The organism is Streptomyces sp. NPDC002701 (assembly GCF_042889045.1).
In the GTDB taxonomy this organism is placed as follows: Bacteria; Actinomycetota; Actinomycetes; order Streptomycetales; family Streptomycetaceae; genus Streptomyces.
The window spans coordinates 165,987-187,670 of the sequence record NZ_JBIAQL010000012.1; the positions used below are offsets into that span (position 1 = coordinate 165,987).

General features: G+C 70.9%; 15 protein-coding genes. 6 read left to right on the forward strand and 9 right to left on the reverse strand.

Annotated elements, in window-relative coordinates; translation table 11 throughout:
- The first annotated feature begins 79 nt into the window (after positions 1–79).
- On the forward strand, positions 80–1,309 hold the full coding sequence (mshC, locus tag ACFYXC_RS28015) for a cysteine--1-D-myo-inosityl 2-amino-2-deoxy-alpha-D-glucopyranoside ligase (protein ID WP_389554594.1): 1,230 nt from the start codon (positions 80–82) through the stop codon (positions 1,307–1,309).
- A gap of 456 nt (positions 1,310–1,765) precedes the next feature.
- Here the strand turns inward: mshC and ACFYXC_RS28020 are convergent, their stop codons facing one another.
- From ACFYXC_RS28020 to ACFYXC_RS28050, 7 genes are all read right to left on the reverse strand, one after another.
- Entirely contained in the window at positions 1,766–2,932 is a 1,167-nt protein-coding gene (locus ACFYXC_RS28020) for a PAC2 family protein (protein ID WP_389554596.1), read from the reverse strand.
- 156 nt (positions 2,933–3,088) lie between these two features.
- The gene (locus ACFYXC_RS28025; RefSeq protein WP_388913801.1) at positions 3,089–3,760 is read right to left on the reverse strand and encodes a FadR/GntR family transcriptional regulator; all 672 of its coding nucleotides are present in this window, start codon (positions 3,758–3,760) and stop codon (positions 3,089–3,091) included.
- A 134-nt stretch (positions 3,761–3,894) separates the two neighbouring features.
- A complete protein-coding gene (locus ACFYXC_RS28030) occupies positions 3,895–4,659 on the reverse strand; it encodes a nucleoside phosphorylase (protein ID WP_389554598.1) in 765 nt (254 codons plus the stop codon).
- A 191-nt stretch (positions 4,660–4,850) separates the two neighbouring features.
- Positions 4,851–6,473, reverse strand: a complete 1,623-nt coding sequence (locus ACFYXC_RS28035; RefSeq protein ID WP_389554599.1) for an FAD-dependent oxidoreductase — start codon at positions 6,471–6,473, stop codon at positions 4,851–4,853.
- A gap of 6 nt (positions 6,474–6,479) precedes the next feature.
- The gene (gene glpK, locus ACFYXC_RS28040) at positions 6,480–8,048 is read right to left on the reverse strand and encodes a glycerol kinase GlpK (protein WP_388913792.1); all 1,569 of its coding nucleotides are present in this window, start codon (positions 8,046–8,048) and stop codon (positions 6,480–6,482) included.
- A 114-nt stretch (positions 8,049–8,162) separates the two neighbouring features.
- A complete protein-coding gene (locus ACFYXC_RS28045; protein WP_388913789.1) occupies positions 8,163–8,951 on the reverse strand; it encodes an MIP/aquaporin family protein in 789 nt (262 codons plus the stop codon).
- Between the two features lie 383 nt (positions 8,952–9,334).
- Entirely contained in the window at positions 9,335–10,099 is a 765-nt protein-coding gene (locus ACFYXC_RS28050; protein WP_389554602.1) for an IclR family transcriptional regulator, read from the reverse strand.
- A 271-nt stretch (positions 10,100–10,370) separates the two neighbouring features.
- Here ACFYXC_RS28050 and metH point away from each other — a divergent pair, with 271 nt between their 5' ends.
- The 3 genes from metH (at position 10,371) to ACFYXC_RS28065 (ending at position 16,870) form a co-directional block, all read left to right on the forward strand.
- On the forward strand, positions 10,371–13,898 hold the full coding sequence (gene metH, locus ACFYXC_RS28055; RefSeq protein ID WP_389554604.1) for a methionine synthase: 3,528 nt from the start codon (positions 10,371–10,373) through the stop codon (positions 13,896–13,898).
- Positions 13,899–14,129: 231 nt separating this feature from the next.
- The gene (locus tag ACFYXC_RS28060) at positions 14,130–14,831 is read left to right on the forward strand and encodes an HAD-IA family hydrolase (RefSeq protein ID WP_388913780.1); all 702 of its coding nucleotides are present in this window, start codon (positions 14,130–14,132) and stop codon (positions 14,829–14,831) included.
- A 431-nt stretch (positions 14,832–15,262) separates the two neighbouring features.
- Positions 15,263–16,870 carry an ABC transporter substrate-binding protein gene (locus tag ACFYXC_RS28065; protein ID WP_388913777.1) on the forward strand — a complete coding sequence of 536 codons (1,608 nt, stop codon included), beginning with the start codon at positions 15,263–15,265 and terminating at the stop codon, positions 16,868–16,870.
- Between the two features lie 95 nt (positions 16,871–16,965).
- Here the strand turns inward: ACFYXC_RS28065 and ACFYXC_RS28070 are convergent, their stop codons facing one another.
- Together ACFYXC_RS28070 and ACFYXC_RS28075 are read right to left on the reverse strand one after the other, a co-directional pair.
- Positions 16,966–17,637, reverse strand: a complete 672-nt coding sequence (locus ACFYXC_RS28070; protein WP_016639462.1) for a response regulator transcription factor — start codon at positions 17,635–17,637, stop codon at positions 16,966–16,968.
- 84 nt (positions 17,638–17,721) lie between these two features.
- The gene (locus tag ACFYXC_RS28075) at positions 17,722–18,798 is read right to left on the reverse strand and encodes a RecB family exonuclease (protein WP_389554606.1); all 1,077 of its coding nucleotides are present in this window, start codon (positions 18,796–18,798) and stop codon (positions 17,722–17,724) included.
- Positions 18,799–18,980: 182 nt separating this feature from the next.
- Here ACFYXC_RS28075 and ACFYXC_RS28080 point away from each other — a divergent pair, with 182 nt between their 5' ends.
- Both ACFYXC_RS28080 and ACFYXC_RS28085 read left to right on the forward strand, forming a co-directional pair.
- A complete protein-coding gene (locus tag ACFYXC_RS28080; RefSeq protein WP_389554607.1) occupies positions 18,981–20,516 on the forward strand; it encodes a site-2 protease family protein in 1,536 nt (511 codons plus the stop codon).
- 121 nt (positions 20,517–20,637) lie between these two features.
- On the forward strand, positions 20,638–21,543 hold the full coding sequence (locus tag ACFYXC_RS28085) for a tRNA (adenine-N1)-methyltransferase (protein WP_388913768.1): 906 nt from the start codon (positions 20,638–20,640) through the stop codon (positions 21,541–21,543).
- The last annotated feature ends 141 nt before the right edge of the window (positions 21,544–21,684 follow it).

Genomic DNA, 21,684 nt, shown 5'->3' on the forward strand with positions numbered 1-21,684 from the left:
CGCCGGGCAAGAGCGCCTGTCCGGCCATCCGGCCTGGTCCGGTTCGTATACGGAACATCCGTCCGGTTAGGCTCAAGGTATGCATGCCTGGCCCGCTTCCGACGTCCCCGCCCTGCCCGGCGAGGGCCGCGACCTCCGGATCCACGACACCGCGACCGGGGGTCCCGTGACCCTCGACCCCGGTCCCGTCGCCCGTATCTACGTCTGCGGCATCACCCCGTACGACGCGACCCACATCGGGCACGCGGCGACCTACAACGCGTTCGACCTCGTGCAGCGCGTGTGGCTCGACACCAAGCGGCAGGTTCACTACGTCCAGAACGTGACGGACGTCGACGACCCGCTGCTGGAGCGTGCCGCGCGGGACGACGTCGACTGGGTCTCGCTCGCCGAGCAGGAGACCGCCCTCTTCCGTGAGGACATGACCGCCCTGCGGATGCTGCCCCCGCGGCACTACATCGGCGCCGTCGAGGCCATACCCGGGATCGTCCCGCTCGTCGAGCGGCTGCGGGACTCCGGGGCCGCGTACGAACTCGACGGGGACGTCTACTTCTCCGTCGAGGCCGATCCGCACTTCGGCGGGGTGTCCCACCTCGACGCGGCGGCGATGCGGCTGCTCTCCGCCGAGCGCGGCGGCGACCCTGACCGGCCGGGCAAGAAGAACCCGCTCGACCCCATGCTGTGGATGGCCGCCCGTGAGGGCGAGCCGAGCTGGGACGGCGCCTCCCTCGGACAGGGCCGGCCCGGCTGGCACATCGAATGCGTCGCGATCGCGCTCGACCACCTGGGCATGGGCTTCGACGTCCAGGGCGGCGGCTCCGACCTCGTCTTCCCGCACCACGAGATGGGCGCCTCCCACGCGCAGGCGCTGACCGGCGAGTTCCCCATGGCCAAGGCGTACGTGCACGCCGGCATGGTGGCGCTCGACGGCGAGAAGATGTCCAAGTCCAAGGGGAACCTGGTCTTCGTGTCGGCGCTGCGCCGCGCCGGCGTCGACCCGGCGGCCATCCGGCTCGCCCTGCTCGCGCACCACTACCGGGCCGACTGGGAGTGGACCGACCAGGTGCTCCAGGACGCCGTCGCGCGGCTGGAGCGCTGGCGGGCAGCCGTGTCACGGCCCGACGGTCCCCCGGCCGAGGCACTCGTCGAGGAGATCCGCGAGGCCCTCGCGAACGACCTGGACGCCCCGGCGGCCCTCGTGGCCGTCGACCGCTGGGCCGCACTCCAGGAGGAGTCGGGCGGCACCGACGAGGGCGCCCCCGGCGTCGTCTCGCGTGCCGTGGACGCCCTCATGGGCGTGGCCCTCTAGAGGCACCGCACACGATCGGGCGCCGGACGGGGCCATGCCCCGACCGGCGCCTTCTGTCTTCTTCCGCTGCTTCCTGCTTGCTGCTTGCTGTCTTTCGCCGACCGCGTGTCACGCGCCCGGCCGACCGTGCGTCAGGTCAGTGCTTGTTGTTGCATCCCACTCCGTCGGGCCCGGCCCGGACGCTCCCGGGCTCCTCCCGGACGGACTCGTCCACCCCCGAGTTCGCCAACTGCTCCTGGCCTCAAGTTGAATTGGGTACCGTGCACATTCCGCCTTGAAGACGATGTCACGCCCCAATCAGGCCAAATGCCGAGGAGGCGGATGTCATGTGCTGGGGAGACCGGGGCGCCGCGCAGGACGCGGGAAGGGGCGGTGCGCCTGAGCGCACCGCCCCTTCCCGTGGTCGGTCCTCCGAGGAATCCGCGGTGTGCGAGGAACCCCAGGACTCCGGAAGTCCTACGACTCCGGTGAATCGGAGGGATCGGCCGGACCGGCGGAGCCCGGCGGCTCCTTCGAGGGTCCGGCGGAGTCCGAAGGCCCCGCGGAGCCCGCAGCCTCCTCGGGAGAACCGGAGGAACCGGGAGAGCCGGGTGCTTCGGAGGCATCCCCGGCCGGGCCGGCGCCGGCGCCGGTGGTGCCCCCGGCCTCGTCACCGGAGGCGTCTGTGGTCTCCGGCCGCTGCGGCCTCGGCGGCCTGGTGCGGCCGCCCGGGCTGTCCCGCAGATACGTGCCGGGGTCGCCGCTCTCCGTGGCGTGACCGCCGGGCGGCGCCGTGGGACCGCTCCCGTCCCGTCTGCGCAGATAGCGTTCGAACTCGCGGGCGATCGCCTCGCCCGACGCCTCCGGCAGCTCGGCGGTGTCCCGGGCCTCCTCCAGCGTCTGCACGTACTCGGCGACCTCGGTGTCCTCCGCGGCGAGCTGGTCCACGCCCACCTGCCAGGCACGGGCGTCCTCGGGCAGCTCACCCAGCGGGATCCGCAGGTCGATGAGGTCCTCCAGGCGGTTCAGGAGGGCCAGCGTCGCCTTCGGGTTCGGGGGCTGCGACACGTAGTGCGGCACGGCCGCCCACAGGGACACCGCGGGTACGCCCGCGTGCGTGCACGCCTCCTGGAGGATGCCGACGATGCCCGTGGGGCCCTCGTACTTGGTCTCCTCCAGATCCATCGTGCGCGCCAGGTCGGGGTCGGACGTGACCCCGCTGACCGGCACCGGACGGGTGTGCGGGGTGTCGCCGAGCAGCGCGCCCAGGATCACCACCAGCTCGACGCCCAGTTCATGGGCGAAGCCGAGCAGCTCGTTGCAGAAGGACCGCCAGCGCATCGACGGCTCGATGCCCCGCACCAGCACCAGGTCCCGCGGTTTCTCGCCGCCTACGCGGACCACCGACAACCTTGTCGTCGGCCAGGTGATCTTGCGGACACCGCCGTCCAGCCACACGGTGGGGCGGTTCACCTGGAAGTCGTAGTAGTCCTCGGCGTCGAGCGCCGCGAAGACCTCGCCCTTCCATTCACTGTCCAGATGCGCGACCGCGGTGGAGGCGGCGTCGCCGGCGTCGTTCCAGCCCTCGAACGCGGCCACCATGACCGGGTCGACCAGCTCGGGAACCCCCTCGAGCTCGATCACCCAGCGCCTCCTTCACTTCCGACATGCCCTCGCGTACGCCCCAACCTTACGACTTGCGCGGAGGGCGTCCGCAGCCCCCTCGCGTGGGGGAGTGACCGGATCACTGCCCCGTTCACCGCCTCCGGACACCAGGGCGTGCGGCCGGGTCCGAGGCCCTCACAGGGCCGAGCGCAGCCACTGCTCCACACTCGCGATGTGCACGGTCGCCCAGGAGCGCGCCGCCTCCGCGTCCCGGTCGCGCAGGGCGCCGAGGATCGCGCGGTGCTCGTGCAGCGTGCGGCTGACCGCGTCCTCCTGGGTCAGGCCCCGCCAGACACGGGCGCGGGTCGTGGGCCCGGAGAGCCCGTCGAGGAGGGAGCAGAGCACGGAGTTCCCGGCGCTGCGCACGATGCCCCGGTGGAACTCCAGGTCACAGGCGACGAGATCCTCCACCGAGGGCTCCTCGCCCAGCGCGTCCAACCGGGCGGTCAACGCGTCCACCTGCTGTTCGCTGATCCGCAGGGCCGCCATCGCCGTCGCCGCCGGTTCCAGGATGCGGCGCACCGCGAGGAACTCCAGGACCGTGTCGTCGCGGTGGAAGTCCACCACGAAGCTCAGCGCCTCCAGGAGGAGTTGCGGGTCCAGGCTCGTGACGTACGTGCCGTCGCCCTGCCGTACGTCCAGGATGCGGATCAGGGAGAGCGCGCGCACCGCCTCCCGCAACGAGTTGCGCGACAGGCCCAGGGCGGCGGCGAGTTCGCTCTCCTTGGGGAGCCGGTCCCCGGGGCGCAGCGCGCCGGAGACGATCATTCCCTTGATCTTCTCGATCGCCTCGTCCGTGACCGCCATCGCGGGCCTCCCCCTGCCACTCGGGATCGTCGCCAAGACCTCCGATGTGTCCCATCGAACGCGTGGCGATCACACAAGGCCGGACCGTGGCACGAGAGCGGCCGGCTCCGCAAGCGCGGCAGTCCCGTCGACGGTCACAGCGCGCGCTCCGCCGCCTCGGCCAGCAGCCGCAGCGCCTCCAGCGCGACCACACCGCCGCGCCGCACGCCCGCCGCGACGACCTCGCGGTGCGGGTCGTAGCCGCCGGTACCGGCCTCGCCGACCAGCTCGTCCGCGTTCGCGCCGTCGATGACGAGCACGCCGCCCGCGGTCAGCCCGCGCAGCGAGGCCGTCACGTACAGCGCGGACAGCTCCATCTCGATCGCCGCGAGCCCCGCCCCCTCGTACGAGAACAGCGGCAGCGGACCCGGCTGGAACGCGGCCCGCGTCCACACGAGACCCCGGTGGTGCGCGGCGCCCTGCTCACGCGCCGCCAACTCCAGGGCCAACACCGCCTCGGGCGTGGCGACCGCCGGGTACTCGGGCGGCAGCAGCTGCTGGGTCACGCCGTCGTCGCGTACGGCCGCCTCCGCGATGACCAGGTCGCCGTCCTGGATCCCGGGCCGCATCGCACCCGCCGTGCCGAACCGCAGGAAGGTGCTCACCCCGGCGTCCGCCAGCTCCCGGAACAGCAGGATCGCCCCCGGCGCGCCGATCCCGTGGGAGGCGACGACCACCGGCACCCCCTTCCAACTGCCGGTGAAGGCACGGTACTCGCGGTGGTACGACACCTCCGTGGCGCCGTCGAGCAGCGCGGCGACGGCCTGTGCGCGGGCCGGGTCCCCGACGACGACTGCACGCGGCGGCAGCCCGGCGCGGGGTATGCGCGTGACGGGGGCGAGGTCCTGGTCCTGCGTCATGGGGCGACTCCACTGGTACGGGTGCCGGGGCGGCGGCGACGGGTCGTCGGCAGTGCCCCGCACGCCGAGGATCGTACGCAGCGCAGGACCTCCGCCGCCGCGCACCTCGGAGGCCGGGGGGGGGCGACCGTGCGGCGAGGGGCGGCTGCCCCCGTGGCAGCCGCCCCTCGTCACCGCAGCGCGCCGTGTCCCTACTTCTCGTCGAGCAGGTCCTGCACCTTGCCCCGCACCTCGTCGTCCGCGAGCCCGCGGATCGTCAGGGTCGTACGGCGGCGCAGCACGTCGTCCGCCGTCTCGGCCCACTCGTTGTCCCGGGCGTACACGACCTGCGCCCAGATCTCCGGAGCGTCCTCGTGGACGCGCTCGGCCAGCTCCGGGTTGTCGTTCGCGAGCCGCGCGATGTCGAAGGCCAGCGAACCGTAGTGCGTCGCCAGGTGCTTCGCGGTGTCGGCGGCCATCCGCGGACCGGGCGCGGGACCGTCGACCAGGAGCCGGTGCGCGACCGCGCGCGGGTTGGCGACACCCGGCAGCGGCAGCTTCTTCGGCAGCGCGGAGACCGGCTCGAAGTCCTCGCCGAGCGGGCGGCCCGGCAGCGACTCCAGCTGCTTCATGACGGTCCGGCCGATGTGCCGGAAGGTCGTCCACTTGCCGCCCGCGACCGACAGCATGCCGCCCCGGCCCTCGGTGACGACCGTCTCCCGCTTCGCCTTCGACGTGTCGCCCGGACCACCGGGCAGTACCCGCAGACCCGCGAAGGAGTACGTGATCAGATCACGGGTCAGCTGCTTGTCCCGGATGGAGAACGCCGCCTCGTCCAGGATCTGGGCTATGTCCTTCTCGGTGACCGAGACGTCCGCGGGGTCGCCCTCGTACTCCTCGTCGGTCGTACCGAGCAGCAGCATGTCCTCCCAGGGGAGGGCGAAGGTGATGCGGTACTTGTCGATCGGCGTGGCCAGCGCGGCCCGCCACGGCGAGGTGCGCTTGAGGACCAGGTGCGCGCCCTTCGACAGGCGGATGGACGGCGCCGCGTCCGGGTCCTCCATCCTGCGCAGGTGGTCCACCCACGGCCCGGTCGCGTTCAGCACCAGACGCGCCGACACGCCGAACTCGTCACCGGAGAGCCGGTCCCTGAGTTCGGCGCCGCTCACCCGGCCCCGCGTGAAGCGCAGGCCCGTGACCTCGGCGTGGTTGAGCACGGTGGCACCCGAGTCGACGGCCGCGCGGACCGTCATCAGCGCCATCCGGGAGTCGTTCATCTGGTCGTCGCCGTACACGGCCACGGCCTTGAGGTCTTCCGTACGCAGCTCGGGGACGTCCCGCGCGGCCTTCGACGGCGAGAGCAGGTGCCCGACACCGTCACCGAAGGCCGACAGGGCCGAGTACGCGAAGACACCCGCGCCCAGCTTCGCCGCGCCGTGCGGCCCGCCCTTGTACACGGGGAGGTAGAACGTGAGCGGGTTCGCCAGGTGGGGGGCCACCTGGCGGGAGACCGCACGGCGCTCGAAGTGGTTCTCCGCCACCAGCTTCACCGCGCCGGTCTGCAGGTAGCGCAGACCGCCGTGGAGCAGCTTGGAGGAGGCGGAGGAGGTCGCGCCGGCGAAGTCGCCGGCGTCGACCAGGGCCACCCGCAGCCCCGACTGCGCGGCATGCCAGGCGGTGGAGATGCCCAGGATCCCGCCACCGATCACCAGGAGGTCGTATGTCGCCTTGGACAGCTGCTCCCGGGTCTCGGCGCGGCCCCCCGCCTTCACGTCGGCGGCGGAGCCGTTGGCCGGGTGTGTCCCGGGAGCCGGGACACTCTGCACGGTGGTCATTGCGAATTACTCCTCGTCAGAGTTTCCGTCGAGCCAGCCCATGGACCGCTCGACGGCCTTGAGCCAGCTCTTGTACTCACGGTCACGGGTTTCCGCGGCCATGTTCGGGGTCCACTCCGCGGCCCTGCGCCAGTTGGCGCGCAGGTCCTCGGTGTTGGTCCAGAAGCCGACGGCGAGACCGGCGGCGTAGGCGGCGCCGAGGCAGGTGGTCTCGGCGACCATCGGACGCACCACGGGGGCGTCCAGGACGTCGGCCAGGGTCTGCATCAGCAGGTTGTTGGAGGTCATGCCGCCGTCGACCTTGAGGGCCGTGAGCTCGACGCCGGAGTCCTTCGTCATGGCGTCGCTGATCTCACGGGTCTGCCAGGCCGTGGCCTCCAGGACGGCGCGCGCGATGTGCGCCTTGGTGACGTACCGGGTCAGGCCGGCGATCACACCGCGGGCGTCGGGACGCCAGTACGGGGCGAACAGGCCGGAGAAGGCCGGTACGAAGTACGCGCCGCCGTTGTCCTCGACCGACAGCGCGAGCGTCTCGATCTCGGCGGCGGACTTGATCAGGCCCATCTGGTCGCGCATCCACTGGACGAGCGAGCCGGTGACGGCGATGGAGCCCTCGAGGGCGTAGACCGGCTTCTGGTCGCCGATCTGGTAGCCGACGGTGGTCAGCAGCCCGCTGTAGGAGTTGATGAGCTTGTCACCGGTGTTCATCAGCATGAACGTGCCGGTGCCGTACGTGGACTTGGCCTCGCCCTCGGAGAAACAGGTCTGGCCGAACAGGGCCGCCTGCTGGTCGCCGAGCGCGGAGGCGACCGGGATGCCGCCGAGCAGGTCGCCCAGCCTGCCGCCGGTGATCTCGCCGTACACCTCGGCGGAGGAGCGGATCTCGGGCAGCATCGCCATCGGGACACCGATGGACTCGGCGATGCGCTGGTCCCACTGCATGGTGTGCAGGTTCATCAGCATCGTGCGGGAGGCGTTGGTGACGTCGGTGACGTGCCGGCCGCCGTTCACCCCGCCCGTCAGGTTCCAGATGACCCAGCTGTCCATGGTGCCGAAGAGGATGTCGCCGGCCTCGGCGCGCTCGCGCAGGCCCTCGACGTTGTCGAGCAGCCAGCGGGCCTTCGGACCGGCGAAGTACGACGCGAGCGGCAGCCCCGTCTCGCGGCGGAAGCGGTCCTGGCCGACGTTGCGGCCCAGTTCCTTGCAGAGCGCGTCGGTGCGGGTGTCCTGCCACACGAGGGCGTTGTGGACGGGCTCACCGGTGTTCTTGTCCCACAGCAGCGTCGTCTCGCGCTGGTTGGTGATGCCGATGGCCTTGATGTCGTCGCGGGTGATACCGGCCTTCTCGACGGCACTGGCGACGACCTCCTGGACGTTGGTCCAGATCTCGGTGGCGTCGTGCTCGACCCAGCCCGGCTTCGGGAAGATCTGCTCGTGCTCCTTCTGGTCGACGGAGACGATCCGGCCGTCCCGGTCGAAGACGATGCAGCGGCTGGAGGTGGTGCCCTGGTCGATGGCGGCGATGAACGGTCCTGCGCCGTGGGAATGCGTGGCGGCGGTGTGCGCGTCGGTCACGGTGTGCTCCTGGAAGGGCGTGGGTATGGGGCTGGCTTACGGCGTATTGCTCCCGGCTCCGCGCCGGCGTCCGTCCCGTACCGGAGGACGCCGGGGCCGAGCGGACGTGCGGCTCTAAGCAAAAGCGACGTTGTAGAGCCCTGCGGCGATCGCTCCGCCGATCAGCGGACCCACGACCGGGATCCAGGCGTAGCTCCAGTCCGACGCACCCTTGTTGGGCAGGGGCAGCAGGGCGTGCACGATGCGCGGACCGAGGTCACGGGCCGGGTTGATCGCGTACCCCGTCGGGCCACCGAGCGAGAGGCCGATGCTCACGACCACGAGGGCGGTGATCAGCGCACCCAGCGTGCCGAGACCCTTGCCGCTGTCGTTGAGCCCCTGCGTGAGGACCGCGAGCACCAGCACGGTGGTGCCGATGACCTCCGTGGCGACGTTCTGCCACGCGACCCGGACCTCCGGGCCGGTGGAGAAGATGCCGAGCACCGGGCCCGCCTTGGCCTCCCGCGCCTCCACGGACTTGACGTCCTGCGCACCGGGACCGCCCACGATCTCGCGGTCGGTGAGGTGCGCGAGGAACTGCCCGTAGTACGCGACCCACACGAGCGCCGCACCGATCATGGCGCCGAGGAGCTGGCCCGACCAGTAGGTCAGGACGTTGCTCCAGTCGTCGTCCTTGATCGCGATGCCGAGCGTCACGGCCGGGTTCAGGTGCGCGCCGGAGAGGGGCGCCGAGGTGTACACGGCGGTCAGTACCGCGAAACCCCACCCGAAGGTGATGGCGAGCCATCCGGCGTTGCGTGCCTTGGAGGCTTTCAGTGTGACGGCGGCGCACACGCCACCGCCCAGCAGGATGAGTATGGCGGTACCGATGGTCTCGCCGATGAAGATGTCGGAGCTGGACACCCGCGACTCCTTTGTCCTTCGTCCAGGGGAAGGCGAACCCCGGGTCCCTCCGGTGGTCCGCGACCTCAGGTGAGGTCGTTGCCGGCCCTTGGCCTTGTCACACTCTAACGCGTATTGCCGGTAGGTGTTCGACAATGCCGACCGATGGACGGGAGTCTCGCTCTGGCAATACCACCTCGTCAAGGTCTCCGTTATCGAAAACACGATCGTTATTGATTGCTGTGGGTCATCGATCACCCGGGACGCGGCGCACCGCGTACGGACAGGCACGTCGCGTGGCCGCCGAAGCGCCGGGAAGGCCGGTACGTCGACGACGTACCGGCCTTCTTCCCACACCGCTCGGCGCGGACTCCCGATCTACCGGACGGGCTCCGGCGCGGACCTCAGAACCGCCCGGCGCCCAGGTCCCTGGAGACGGCGCGGGCGCAGTCGCGGACGGCGGCGATCAGCTCGGGGCGCAGCTCACCGTCCTTGCAGACCCGCTCCACCGCCCCCGTGACCCCCACCGCGCCGACGGGCATCCGTCGCTGGTTGTGGATGGGCGCGGCCACCGACGCCACCCCCGTCCAGGTCTCCTCGACGTCGGCCGCGTACCCCCGCGCCCGAGCGAGGTCGAGGACACCCTCGAACGCCTCGGGCGCGCTGACGGTGCGCGGCGTGAACTCCTTGCGCTCGGCCTCCAGCGCCTCGCTGTGCGCCACCGGGTCGTAGGCCGACAGGACCTTGCCCAGTGCCGTGGAGTGCAGCGGCTGCATGGCCCCCACCTCCAGCACCTGCCGGCTGTCGTCGGGCCTGAACACGTGGTGCACGATCAGCACGCCCTGCTGGTGCAGCACCCCCAGATACACGCTCTCCCCGCTGGAGCGCGCCAGGTCGTCGGTCCACACCAGGGCGCGGGCCCGCAGCTCGTGCACATCGAGATACGTCGTCCCGAGGCGCAGCAGCTCGGCGCCCAGCTGATAGCGCCCGGAGGCCCCGTCCTGCTCGACGAACCCCTCCTGCTGCAGCGTGCGCAGTATCCCGTGGGCCGTGCCCTTGGCCAGGCCCAGCGACGAGGCGATGTCCGACAGGCCGAGCCGTCGCTCCCCGCCCGCGAGCAGCCGCAGCATCGCGGCCGCCCGTTCGAGCGACTGGATGTTCCGTGCCATCGCCGTCCTGCCCTCCGTCCCCTAGGTCCGCCGGTCGCCGCTTCGCTGCCACCGTTCGGCAATGTCGAACATTACCGCTCACCGTCAACCCCCCGCTAATGGGTGGTCATAGTCCGTCGCGAGCGCTGCCCCACCGGAGCGGGGTACTCATGGCTCGTCCGCCCCGTGGACGCCCTCGCCCGTCCGGCGTGCCCGCGGGCTACCCTGACGGCGTGCGTCTTCCAGGAGAAGCGCAAAGCCGACAGCCGTCGCACCCCAGGGAGCATCTTCCATGGCCTCGTTGCCGAACCCGTCCCGCACACCCGAGTCCGGCCACAGCCGGACCCGAACCGACGCCCTCCGTGAGGCGCTCGCCACCCGGGTGGTGGTGGCCGACGGCGCGATGGGCACGATGCTCCAGGCCCAGGATCCGACCCTCGAGGACTTCGAGAACCTCGAAGGCTGCAACGAGATCCTGAACCTCACCCGCCCCGACATCGTGCGCTCCGTCCACCAGGAGTACTTCGCCGTCGGCGTCGACTGCGTCGAGACCAACACCTTCGGCGCCAACCACGCGGCCCTCGGCGAGTACGACATCGCCGACCGCGTCTTCGAACTCTCCGAGGCCGGCGCCCGCATCGCCCGAGAGGTCGCCGACGAGTTCACCGACTCCACGGGGCAGCAGCGCTGGGTGCTGGGCTCCATGGGCCCCGGCACCAAACTGCCGACCCTCGGCCACGCCCCCTACACCCTGCTGCGCGACGCCTACCAGCAGAACGCCGAAGGCATGATCACCGGCGGCGCCGACGCGCTGCTCGTGGAGACCACCCAGGACCTGCTGCAGACCAAGGCGTCGGTACTGGGCGCCCGCCGCGCCCTGGACGCCCTCGGCGCCGACCTGCCGCTGATCGTCTCGGTCACCGTCGAGACCACCGGCACCATGCTCCTCGGCTCCGAGATCGGCGCCGCGCTCACCGCCCTCGAACCGCTCGGCATCGACATGATCGGCCTGAACTGCGCCACCGGGCCCGCCGAGATGAGCGAGCACCTGCGCTACCTGGCCCGCCACTCCCGCGTCCCGCTGTCCTGCATGCCCAACGCCGGCCTCCCGGTGCTCGGCAAGAACGGCGCCCACTACCCGCTGACGGCACCCGAACTCGCCGACGCCCAGGAGACCTTCGTCACCGAGTACGGCCTCTCCCTGATCGGCGGCTGCTGCGGCACGACCCCCGAGCACCTGCGGCAGGTCGTCGAGCGCGTACGGGACCTCACGCCGGCCCGCCGCGACCCGCACCCCGAGCCCGGCGCCGCCTCGCTCTACCAGACCGTCCCGTTCCGCCAGGACACCGCGTACATGGCGATCGGCGAGCGCACCAACGCCAACGGCTCGAAGAAGTTCCGCGAGGCCATGCTGGAGGGCCGCTGGGACGACTGCGTCGAGATGGCCCGCGACCAGATCCGCGAGGGCGCGCACATGCTCGACCTGTGCGTCGACTACGTGGGCCGCGACGGCGTCGCCGACATGGAGGAGCTGGCCGGGCGCTTCGCCACCGCCTCCACCCTGCCCATCGTGCTGGACTCCACCGAGGTCCCGGTCATCCGCGCCGGCCTGGAGAAGCTCGGCGGGCGCGCGGTCATCAACTCCGTCAACTACGAGGACGGCGACGGCCCCGAGTCACGGTTCGCGAAGGTCACCAAGCTCGCGCAAGAACACGGTGCCGCGCTGATCGCCCTGACCATCGACGAGGAGGGCCAGGCCCGCACCCCCGAGACGAAGGTCGCCATCGCGGAGCGCCTCATCGCGGACCTCACCGGCAACTGGGGCATCCACGAGTCGGACATCCTCATCGACACCCTGACCTTCACCATCTGCACCGGCCAGGAGGAGTCCCGCGGCGACGGCGTCGCCACCATCGAGGCCATCCGCCGGCTCAAGGAGCGCCACCCCGACGTCCAGACCACCCTGGGCCTGTCGAACATCTCCTTCGGCCTCAACCCGGCCGCCCGCGTCCTGCTCAACTCCGTCTTCCTCGACGAGTGCGTCAAGGCCGGCCTCGACTCGGCGATCGTGCACGCCTCCAAGATCCTCCCCATCGCGCGCTTCAGCGAGGAGGAGGTCACCACCGCCCTCGACCTCATCTACGACCGCCGCCGCGAGGGCTACGACCCGCTGCAGAAGCTGATGGCGCTCTTCGAGGGCGCCACCACCAAGTCCCTCAAGGCCGGCCGCGCCGAGGAACTCGCCGCGCTGCCCTTGGACGAGCGGCTCAAGCGCCGCATCATCGACGGCGAGAAGAACGGCCTCGAACAGGACCTCGACGACGCCCTGAAGGAACGCCCCGCCCTCGACATCGTCAACGAGACGCTCCTCGACGGCATGAAGGTCGTCGGCGAGCTGTTCGGCTCGGGCCAGATGCAGCTGCCGTTCGTGCTCCAGTCGGCCGAGGTCATGAAGACCGCGGTGGCCCACCTGGAACCCCACATGGAGAAGACCGACGACGAGGGCAAGGGCACCATCGTGCTCGCCACCGTCCGCGGCGACGTCCACGACATCGGCAAGAACCTCGTGGACATCATCCTGTCCAACAACGGCTACACGGTGGTCAACCTCGGGATCAAGCAGCCCGTCTCCGCGATCCTGGAGGCCGCCCAGGAACACCGGGCGGACGTCATCGGCATGTCCGGACTGCTGGTCAAGTCCACGGTGATCATGAAGGAGAACCTGGAGGAGCTCAACCAGCGCAAGCTGGCCGCCGACTACCCGGTGATCCTCGGCGGCGCCGCCCTGACCCGGGCCTACGTCGAGCAGGACCTCCACGAGGTCTACGAGGGCGAGGTCCGCTACGCCCGCGACGCGTTCGAGGGCCTGCGCCTGATGGACGCCCTGATCGCGGTCAAGCGGGGCGTACCCGGCGCGACCCTGCCGGAACTGAAGCAGCGCCGGGTCAGGCCCACCGCGCAGGCCGTCGTCGAGGAGACACCGGAAGAGGGCGCGGTCCGCTCCGACGTGGCCACCGACAACCCGGTCCCCGAGCCGCCGTTCTGGGGCACCCGTGTCATCAAGGGCATCCAGCTCAAGGAGTACGCGTCCTGGCTCGACGAGGGCGCCCTGTTCAAGGGCCAGTGGGGCCTCAAGCAGGCCCGCACGGGCGACGGGCCGACGTACGAGGAGCTGGTGGAGGCCGAGGGCCGGCCGCGGCTGCGCGGCCTCCTGGACCAGCTGCAGACCGGCAACCTGCTCGAAGCCGCCGTCGTCTACGGCTACTTCCCCTGTGTGTCCAAGGACGACGACCTGATCCTGCTGGACGAGCAGGGCAACGAACGCACCCGCTTCACCTTCCCGCGCCAGCGCCGCGGCCGCCGGCTGTGCCTGGCCGACTTCTTCCGCCCGGAGGAGTCCGGTGAGACGGACGTGGTCGGCCTCCAGGTCGTCACCGTGGGCTCCCGGATCGGCGAGGAGACCGCCAGGCTCTTCGAGGCCAACTCCTACCGGGACTACCTCGAACTGCACGGTCTGTCCGTGCAGTTGGCCGAGGCCCTCGCCGAGTACTGGCACGCGCGCGTGCGCTCCGAACTCGGCTTCGCGGGGGACGACCCGGCCGAGATGGAGGACATGTTCGCCCTCAAGTACCGCGGCGCCCGCTTCTCCCTCGGCTACGGCGCCTGCCCCGACCTGGAGGACCGCGCCAAGATCGCCCGCCTCCTGGAGCCCGAACGGATCGGCGTCCACCTCTCCGAGGAGTTCCAGCTCCACCCGGAACAGTCCACGGACGCCATCGTCATCCACCACCCGGAAGCCAAGTACTTCAACGCCCGCTGAGACGCCCCCGGGGGCGTCCCGCAGGGGCGCCTCCCAGGGGCGCGGGGAACTGCGCGAGCAACCACGACGCACCGGCACCCCCGACAGAAGATTCCCGGCCCTCCGTCGGCCCCCGCACGCCCCCGGCAGGGGAAAGGCGGCATTCCGAACGGCGACGTACACTGGTCGGTCCAGTGCAGGCCGGTCCCCACCCGGGGCCGGCCTTCTCGTCCCCCTACGGAGGTGCGCCACATGACCAGTACGGTCCCCGCGTCAGGCACCCGTACGGCCGAGGGCTCAGCCCTCCAGGCCGTGCTCCTCGACATGGACGGCACCCTGGTGGACACCGAGGGCTTCTGGTGGGACGCCGAGGTCGAGGTGTTCGCGAAACTGGGCCACGAACTGGACGAGTCCTGGCGGCACGTGGTGGTCGGCGGCCCCATGACCCGCAGCGCCGGCTTCCTCATCGAGGCGACCGGCGCGAAGATCACCCTCTCCGAGCTCACGGTGCTCCTGAACGACGGGTTCGAGGACCGCATCGGCCGGACCCTGCCGCTGATGCCGGGCGCCGCGAGACTCCTGGCCGAACTCGCCGCGCACCGCGTCCCCACGGCGCTGGTCTCCGCCTCGCACCGCCGCATCATCGACCGCGTCCTGGTCTCGATCGGCGCCCACCACTTCGATCTGACGGTCGCCGGCGACGAGGTGGAGCGCACCAAGCCCTTCCCCGACCCGTACCTCGTCGCGGCCGCCGGGCTGGGGGCGGATCCGGCCAGGTGCGCGGTCGTCGAGGACACCGCGACGGGGGTGGCCGCTGCCGAGGCGGCGGGCTGCCAGGTCGTGGCGGTGCCGTCGGTGGCACCGATCGCACCGGCCCCAGGACGGACCGTGGTGTCCTCCCTCGAACAGGTCGACCTGCCTTTTCTCCAAGATCTGATGACGCTTAAGCGCTAATCGTTCACCCACGGTGCACGAGTGAATGCGAAAAACCACGTGGTAATGGCATCGAAATTATATGATCGTCTCCGGCGGCGTTCGACCGGCCGAATTCCGTTACCCGCTAACGCAGTTGAACGTGTGACGTTCACCACTCGCGCGGGGGTCGACAGGAGCCCTCAGGTGTGACGGAGGAGCCGCTTCGATGGTGATCTGCGTGCCCTTGTGTCCGGATTCGTGGATCCCTGTACGAATCCTTCCGCTGTCGGTTTTTCGGTGTGTCCGCACCCGGTTTCGCAGCGTGATGAGAACCCCTGGCCGGTACCTGCGGGGCGCCCCGCCGACGCGGACTAATCTCATCGCGAGAACATCGACGTGACCCCCGTTTCCCGTACGCGACACCCCGGCCTGCCGGGATAGCGGGATCTACAGCCTGGAGAACTTCGAGCATGAACCGTAAGACTTTGGTGCTGCCGGCCGTGATCGGTCTGCTCGCGCCGGTCCTCGCCGCCTGTGGGGGTTCCGACAGCGGGGGCGAGGGTGCCAAGGCCATCGTTGTCGGCACCACCGACGCGTTCACCGCCTCGAAAGAGACCCCGGCGCCGTTCGACCCGGCCTACGCGTACGACGTCGGCTCCTGGAACGTCCTGCGCCAGACGGTGCAGACCCTGATGGCCATGCCCAACGGCGGCGGCGACCCGACCCCGGAGGCGGCCGAGGAGTGCGGCTTCACCGACTCGGGCAACGAGCGCTACGCCTGCACCCTGCGCAAGGACCTCAAGTTCTCGAACGGTGACGCGGTCACCGCCGAGGCCGTGAAGTTCTCCATCGACCGCGCGATGCGGATCAAGGCCGACACCGAGGTCGCCTCGCTGCTGTCGACGGTCGACGCCGTCGAGACCAAGGGCGACCGTGAGGTGATCTTCCACCTCAACACCGCCGACGCCACCTTCCCGTTCAAGCTGTCCACTCCGGTCGCGGGCATCGTCAACCCCGAGGACTACGACAAGGGCAAGCTCCGGGACGGCCTCGAAGTGAGCAGCTCCGGCCCCTACACCCTCAAGGCCGAGACCAAGGGCGAGAGCGTCTCGAAGATCACCTTCACCAAGAACCCCAACTACCAGGGGATCTCCGAAGTGAAGAACGACAAGGTCGAACTGCGCTCCTTCGCCGACGCCGACGCCATGGGCGCCGCGCTCGACAAGGGCGACATCGACATGATGACCCGCACCATGTCGCCCGAGCAGATCAAGAAGCTGCAGAACGCCAAAGACAGCAACATCGATGTCATCGAGCAGCCCGGTCTCGAGATCCGCTACATCGGCTTCGACGTCGAGAAGCCGACGCTGAAGGAGAAGGCGGTCCGCCAGGCGGTCGCCCACGTCGTCAACCGCGGCGAACTGACCTCCAAGGTCTACGGCTCCGGCGCCGACCCGCTGTACTCGATGGTCCCCGCCACGGTCACCGGCCACGCCAACTCGTTCTTCAACCAGTACGGCGAGCCGAGCGTCGCGAAGGCCAAGGCGGTGCTCGCCGCGGCGAACGTCACGACGCCGGTCAAGTTCACGATGAACTACACGACGGACCACTACGGCCCCGCCACGAAGACCGAGTTCGAGACGCTGCAGAAGCAGCTCAACGACACCGGGCTCTTCGACGTCGACATCGCGGGCGAGAAGTGGGACACCTACCGCCCCAAGCAGCGCGAGGGCAAGTTCGCGGTCTACGGCATGGGCTGGTTCCCCGACTTCCCGGACGCCGAGACCTTCCTCACGCCGTTCCTCGACAAGGACAACACCATCGCGTCGCCGTACGCGAACAAGCACATCCGCGACGAGCTGATCCCGCAGTCCCGCCGCGAGGCCGACCGGCTCACCGCCTCGGACAGCATCGTCGAGATCCAGAGCATCGTCGCCGACGACGTCCCGCTCCTCCCGCTCTGGCAGGGCAAGCAGTACGTCGCCGTACGGGACGACATCACCGGCGCCGAGTACGCGATCAACTCGTCCGCGACGCTGCAGCTCTGGGAGCTGGGACGCGGAGTGGGCAGCGACTGACGCCCACCGTGAAAGCGTGAAGAAGACAGGATGGCCGCCCCCTTCGAAGGGGGCGGCCATCCTGTCCTGTGTGCGGCCCCGCGGGGCCGCACCGCTCACTGCGCGCCCGGACGCACCAGACCGCTCTCGTACGCGTACACCGCGGCCTGCACACGGTCCCGCAGCCCCAACTTGGTGAGGACATGGCCCACATGCGTCTTCACGGTGGTCTCACTGACGAACAGGTCGGCGGCGATCTCCGCGTTCGACAGCCCGCGGGCCACCAGCTTCAGGACCTCCACCTCGCGCTCGGTCAGCGTGTGCAGGGTGTCCGGCACGGGCTCGTCGCCCGACGGCAGATGGCCCGCGTACTTGTCGAGCAGCCGGCGCGTGATGCTGGGGGCCAGCATGGCCTCACCCGCGGCCACCACACGGATCGCCTGCACCAGCTCGTTGGCCGGCGCGTCCTTCAGGAGGAAACCGCTGGCGCCGGCGCGCAGGGCCTCCACCACGTACTCGTCGAGGTCGAACGTCGTCAGGACCAGCACCTTCGCCGGACCGTCCCGGCCGGGACCGGTGATCTGCCGGGTCGCCTCGACCCCGTCCATCCTCGGCATACGGATGTCCATCAGAACCACATCGGGCTGCAGGGCCCGCACCTGATCGAGTGCCTGGAGACCGTCACCGGCCTCACCGACGACCGCGATGTCCTGCTCGGCCTCCAGAATCATCCGGAAGCCCGTGCGCAGCAGCGGCTGGTCGTCGACCAGTAGGACGCGGATGGCCACGTGAGTCTCCTTCGCTAGTCCGACCCATTCTGCCCTGCGGCCGCCACCCGGCCGGCCCGCGGGGCACCCCACGGCCCCCGCGGCTCACATACCGCCGGACATCTCACCGGACGTCCCGCCGGACACACCGCCGGAGGTCCCGCCGGACGCGGCACCGGACCCGGGCGCCCGCACCGGCAGCGGATACGGTGGGGGAGTGCCACCGAACTCCGGACAGACCGACCGGTGGTCGCACCAGCCGCACAGCTTGGTGGGCCGCGGACGCCAGTCACCGGTCTCCGTGGCGAGCCGGATCGCCTCCCACAGCGAGTGCAGCTTGCGCTCCACCCGTTCCAGATCGGCCGGCACCGGGTCGTACGTCAGCACGTCGCCGCTGCCCAGATAGACGAGCTGCAGGCGGCGCGGCACGACCTGCTTCAGCCGCCACACCACGAGCGCGTAGAACTTCATCTGGAACAGGGCGCCCTCCGCGTACTCCGGGCGCGGGGCCTTGCCCGTCTTGTAGTCGACGATCCGCACCTCACCGGTGGGCGCCACGTCGACGCGATCGATGATGCCGCGCAGCTTCAGGCCGGAGTCGAGCTGCGCCTCCACGAACAGCTCACGCTCGGCCGGTTCGAGACGGGTCGGGTCCTCCAGCGTGAACCAGCGCTCGACCAGCCGCTCCGCCTCGGTGAGCCAGCGCGCCAGCCTCTCGCCCGCGCTCTGCTCGTCGGAGTCCGCGAACAGCTCGGCCAGCTCCGGCTTCGCCGCACGCAGCCGGTCCCACTGGCCCGGGATCAGCGACTTGGCCCGCGGCGCGGTCCGCTCCCGGGCCGGGGCGTCGAAGAGCCGCTCCAGCACCGCGTGCACCAGCGTCCCGCGGGTCGCCGCCTCGCTCGGCTTCTCGGGCAGCTTGTCGATCACCCGGAACCGGTACAGCAGCGGACACTGCATGAAGTCCCCGGCCCGCGACGGCGACAACGAGGCCGGAGGCACCGCACCGGCGACCCGGCCGGACGACCCCGCCGCAGCACCGGCGGCCCCGGGCCCACCCGCACCGTCCACGGCCTGCGGCACGACCGCCTCGACGACCGCCGCGCCGCCGTCTGCCTGCTCGGCGGGCCCGGGCACGGCGGCCCCGGGGCCGGCCGGGACGACGCCGTCGGTGCTGGTTTCCATGAGGACAGACCTTACGACCCGGCACTGACAGCGCGACACACGGTGACCTGCGGGCCGCACCCCCGCACGGGAAACGGAAGGGGTGCCGGGGCCGAACACATCGCGACGGCCGCATACCATCGACCACAAGACCTCCCGCGTGCAGGACCGCGGGCGGGACACGCGTCGAACGAGGGGACATCGTGGACGAGAGCGGCGGGAGCGGGCAGCCGCGATCCGGCACGGACGAGGCGGACGAGCGCCGCACGGGTCAGCCGCGACCCGGCGACCCGGCGACCACGACGGCCCGGCCGCCCTCCGACCAGGAACCGCCCACCACCGGGCCCCCGGCGGACCCCACGGACCCGGCACACCCCGATCCGGCCCACCCCGACCCGGCGGACGACGGCACGACGACGGAACGATTCCGGAAGGCGCCGGAGACCGGGAACGCCTCGGCCGGCAATCAGGACGAGGGACGGCCGGCGCCCGCCCCACCCGCCGGCACCGGCCACCACCCCACCCCCGGACCCACCCCGGAGCCCGCCCGCGGGAAGAGCCGTAAAGGCCCCACCCGCAGAGCCAAGGAACCCGGCGGCGGCCTCCTCATGGGACGCCCCTTCGGCGTACCCGTGTACGTGGCACCGAGCTGGTTCCTCGTCGCCGCGCTCATCACCTGGGTCTTCGGCGGCCAGCTCGACCGCGTCCTGCCCGAACTGGGCATGGCCCGCTACCTCGTCTCCCTCTTCTTCGCCGTCGCCTTCTACGCCTCCGTCCTCGTCCACGAACTGGCGCACACGGTCGCGGCGCTGCGCTTCGGGCTGCCCGTGCGCCGGATCCAGCTGCAGTTCTTCGGCGGCGTCTCCGAGATCGAGAAGGAGTCCGAGACACCGGGACGCGAGTTCGTCCTCGCCTTCGTCGGCCCGCTGCTCTCCGTGATCCTCGGCGGCCTCTTCTACCTCGCCCTCCTGGCCGTCGAACCCGGCACGGTCCCCGGCGTCCTGCTCGCCGGCCTGATGATCTCGAACCTCATCGTCGCCGCGTTCAACCTGCTTCCCGGCCTGCCCCTCGACGGCGGCCGCATGCTCCGCGCCGTCGTCTGGAAGATCACCGGCAGACCCATGAGCGGCACCATCGCCGCCGCCTGGGTCGGCCGCGCCCTCGCCATCTCCGTCCTCATCGGACTGCCCCTGCTCACCCACTCCGGCGCGCTCGGCGCCGACGCCGAGGACATCGGCGGCATGGACACCGTCATGGACGCCCTGCTCGCCGCGATCCTCGCCGCGATCATCTGGACCGGCGCCGGAAACAGCCTGCGCATGGCCCGCCTGCGCGAACACCTGCCCGAACTGAGAGCCCGCGCCCTCACCCGGCGCGCCGTCCCCGTCGAGACCGACACCCCGCTCTCCGAAGCACTGCGCCGGGCCAACGACGCCGGCGCACGCGCCCTGGTCGTGGTGGACGCCGACGGCGAACCCCTCTCCCTCGTCCGCGAGGCCGCCATCGTGGGCGTACCGGAACACCGCCGCCCCTGGGTCGCCGTCGGCGGACTCGCCCAGGACCTGACCGACGGCATGCGCGTCTCCGCCGAACTGGCCGGCGAGGACCTCCTGGAGGTCCTGCGCGCCACCCCGGCGACCGAGTACCTCGTGGTGGAGGACTCCGGCGAGATCTACGGAGTCCTCTCGGCGGCAGACGTGGAGAAAGCCTTCGTCAAGGCGATGGCCCGCCCGTCCTGAAGCCCCGTGAGGGGCGCGGGGAACTGCGCGACCAGCCACGAAGCACCCGCACCCCGCCATGCCTCCCAGTGCACCGGGACCGTGGTCGGCCATCACCGCAATCGCCGGTAGGCTTGCTCACATGTCCGAACCGACCGGTGCCGCCCGCCGACGCGGGCCCTTCAAGGTCGGGGACCAGGTACAGCTGACCGACCCCAAGGGCCGCCACTACACGTTCACGCTCGAAGCGGGGAAGAACTTCCACACCCACAAGGGTTCCTTCCCGCACGACGAGCTGATCGGCGCACCCGAGGGCAGCGTTGTCCGCACCACGGGGAACGTCGCCTATCTGGCGCTGCGCCCCCTGCTCCCCGACTACGTCCTGTCCATGCCCCGCGGCGCCGCCGTGGTCTACCCCAAGGACGCGGGACAGATCCTGTCCTTCGCGGACATCTTCCCCGGCGCACGCGTCGTGGAGGCGGGCGTGGGCTCCGGATCGCTCAGCAGCTTCCTGCTCCGCGCCATCGGCGACCAGGGCATGCTGCACTCGTACGAGCGCCGCGAGGACTTCGCGGAAATCGCCCGGCAGAACGTCGAGCGCTACTTCGGCGGCCCGCACCCCGCCTGGCAGCTCACCGTCGGCGACCTCCAGGACAACCTGTCGGACACCGACGTCGACCGCGTCGTCCTCGACATGCTCGCCCCCTGGGAGTGCCTGGAGGCCGTCTCCAAGGCGCTCGTCCCCGGCGGCATCGTCTGCTGCTACGTGGCCACCACCACCCAGCTCGCACGGACCGTCGAGTCCATCCGCGAGATCGGCTGCTTCAACGAGCCGACCGCCTGGGAGTCGATGGTCCGCAACTGGCACATCGAAGGACTGGCCGTCCGCCCCGACCACCGGATGATCGGCCACACCGGCTTCCTCCTCACCGCCCGCCGCCTCGCGGACGGCGTCGAGCCGCCCATGCGCCGCCGCCGCCCCTCCAAGGGCGCCTACGGCGAGGACTACTCCGGCCCGAACGCCGACGGGGGCGCCCCCGGCCGCTGAGCCGGCCCGCACGCCTGTACCGCACACACAACGCGCGACCACGGTGGCCGAGTTCCCGGGAACCCCCCGGAACTCGGCCACCGCGCTTTTCCCTTGACCCACCGCCAGTACCGCCGACCCCACCGTTCCCCCACGGTGTGA

Excerpts from the sequence above, each read along its gene's own strand:
- mshC (WP_389554594.1), top strand. The coding sequence starts at position 80 with ATGCATGCCTGGCCCGCTTCCGACGTCCCCGCCCTGCCCGGCGAGGGC.
- ACFYXC_RS28025 (WP_388913801.1), bottom strand. The coding sequence starts at position 3,760 with ATGGCGGTCACGGACGAGGCGATCGAGAAGATCAAGGGAATGATCGTC.
- ACFYXC_RS28030 (WP_389554598.1), bottom strand. The coding sequence starts at position 4,659 with ATGACGCAGGACCAGGACCTCGCCCCCGTCACGCGCATACCCCGCGCC.
- ACFYXC_RS28035 (WP_389554599.1), bottom strand. The coding sequence starts at position 6,473 with ATGACCACCGTGCAGAGTGTCCCGGCTCCCGGGACACACCCGGCCAAC.
- ACFYXC_RS28050 (WP_389554602.1), bottom strand. The coding sequence starts at position 10,099 with ATGGCACGGAACATCCAGTCGCTCGAACGGGCGGCCGCGATGCTGCGG.
- metH (WP_389554604.1), top strand. The coding sequence starts at position 10,371 with ATGGCCTCGTTGCCGAACCCGTCCCGCACACCCGAGTCCGGCCACAGC.
- ACFYXC_RS28060 (WP_388913780.1), top strand. The coding sequence starts at position 14,130 with ATGACCAGTACGGTCCCCGCGTCAGGCACCCGTACGGCCGAGGGCTCA.
- ACFYXC_RS28065 (WP_388913777.1), top strand. The coding sequence starts at position 15,263 with ATGAACCGTAAGACTTTGGTGCTGCCGGCCGTGATCGGTCTGCTCGCG.
- ACFYXC_RS28075 (WP_389554606.1), bottom strand. The coding sequence starts at position 18,798 with ATGGAAACCAGCACCGACGGCGTCGTCCCGGCCGGCCCCGGGGCCGCC.
- ACFYXC_RS28085 (WP_388913768.1), top strand. The coding sequence starts at position 20,638 with ATGTCCGAACCGACCGGTGCCGCCCGCCGACGCGGGCCCTTCAAGGTC.